Here is a 1,660-nt window from a genome sequence, read left to right on the forward strand (position 1 = left end):
CGGATCTCGCGGGGGGTCAGGCCCTCGGTTTCGGGGTCGAAGTCGGCCTCGCCGGCGACCTGGGACCGGAACCCCGACGCGTCGAAGAACGAGATGGGGCGGGTCGCGGTCCGGCCCGCCGTCAGCAGCTGCCAGAACTCCTTCTGGCCGTTGCCTCCGGGCGCGCGCACGCCGATTCCTGTGATCACCACTCGTCGGCTCATCGCGCGCGGCTCGTCCCGTAGGCGTTCGAGATGGACATCGAGTCAAGTCCTTTCCGGCCTGGCCGCGGAGAGACCGGCCCTTTACCACGGCAGAAGATGCGTCCATTGATCCTTTGACGCTCCATTGCCTTTCTGGAGGCCCGCTCGAAGGCCCGTCGCGGGGCCGGGAAGCGGCGGCACCTCCGGCCCGGGGCCGCCGGGCCTGCGGAGGCGCTGGTCCACCGCATGACCCCGTACAGGGGCTCGCACAGCGTCCGGTAGGGACTCGATCGAGCCCTTCTACCTGTATTTGACCTTTTCTTGGCCGCCCTCCGAGGCGCCGCACCGGGCCTTGTGGAACCTGACCTACTCCTGAATCCGGCGGCATTGAACGGCCGCTCGCGGCCGAAGAACCTTGTAATCAAGATCCGGTGCGCTGTCCCCGGAGGCCGATTCAAGGATCCGGTGCGGGTGAGTCCCAAGCGGCGCGGCGCGGAGGCACGGCCCGTCGCACGACTCCCCCCGGGAACGCATGGCGCACGAGGCCCGCACCACGCCCCCAGCCATGGAAAAGGAACCAGATGCAGCACAGCAACCTGATCGTCGCCCGGATGGACGGCATGTCGAGCGACCACGTCGCGCGGCTCTTCGCCGAGTTCGACAGGACGGACATGCCGGAGCGCATGGGCACGCTGCGCCGGCGCCTGTTCTCGTACCAGGGCCTCTACTTCCACCTCCAGGACTTCGCCGAGGACGACGGCGGTCAGCGCATCCAGGCGTCCCGCACGGATCCGCGGTTCATGAAGATCAGTCACGACCTCCAGCCGTTCATCCAGCCGTACGACCCGGAGACCTGGCGCACGCCGGCCGACGCGATGGCCACGCGCTTCTACGACTGGACGGCGTCCGAATGATGTCCGGCCAGTCCGACACGAGGGGAGGGCCGTGCCGGTGGTTCGCCGGGTAGTGATCACGGGGATCGGCGTGCTGGCGCCGGGAGGCGTCGGCACCAAGAACTTCTGGAGCCTGCTGAGCTCGGGGCGTACGGCGACCAGGGGGATCACCCACTTCGACCCGTCCGAGTTCCGCTCCAAGGTGGCGGCCGAGGCCGACTTCGACCCCGAACTGAACGGGCTGACGCAGGACGAGATCCGCCGCATGGGCCGTGCCGCCCAGTTCGCGGTGGTCGCCGCGCGGGAGGCGGTCGCCGACAGCGGCGTCGACTTCGCCGCCCTGGACCCGTACCGGACCGGCGTCAGCATCGGCACCGGGATGGGAGCCATCGGCAGCCTCGACGCCGAGTACCGCGCGGCCGGCGACGACGGCCGGCTCGCTGCGGTCGACCACACGCACGTGACACGCCATCTGTACGACCACTTCATGCCCAGTTCCTTCGCCGTGGAGGTGGCGTGGGCGGTGGGTGCGGAGGGGCCGGCGACGGTGGTGTCCTCCGGTTGCACGTCGGGGATCGATTCGGT

3 protein-coding genes are annotated in these 1,660 nt (G+C 69.5%); 2 read left to right on the top strand and 1 reads right to left on the bottom strand.

The window, feature by feature from the left end; translation table 11 throughout:
- Positions 1 to 203 (bottom strand): beta-ketoacyl synthase N-terminal-like domain-containing protein (locus ACZ518_RS39445; RefSeq protein ID WP_469117853.1); only part of this gene is annotated, 203 nt, incomplete at its 3' end.
- A gap of 560 nt (positions 204 to 763) precedes the next feature.
- Between ACZ518_RS39445 and ACZ518_RS39450 the strand changes: the two genes are divergently transcribed.
- Both ACZ518_RS39450 and ACZ518_RS39455 read left to right on the top strand, forming a co-directional pair.
- Positions 764 to 1,096: a TcmI family type II polyketide cyclase gene (locus ACZ518_RS39450; protein WP_469117854.1), complete on the top strand. Its 333-nt coding sequence runs from the start codon at positions 764 to 766 to the stop codon at positions 1,094 to 1,096.
- A gap of 37 nt (positions 1,097 to 1,133) precedes the next feature.
- On the top strand, positions 1,134 to 1,660 hold a 527-nt coding region (locus ACZ518_RS39455), incomplete at its 3' end, for a beta-ketoacyl synthase N-terminal-like domain-containing protein (protein ID WP_469117855.1).

The organism is Streptomyces sp. NPDC033966 (assembly GCF_055575955.1).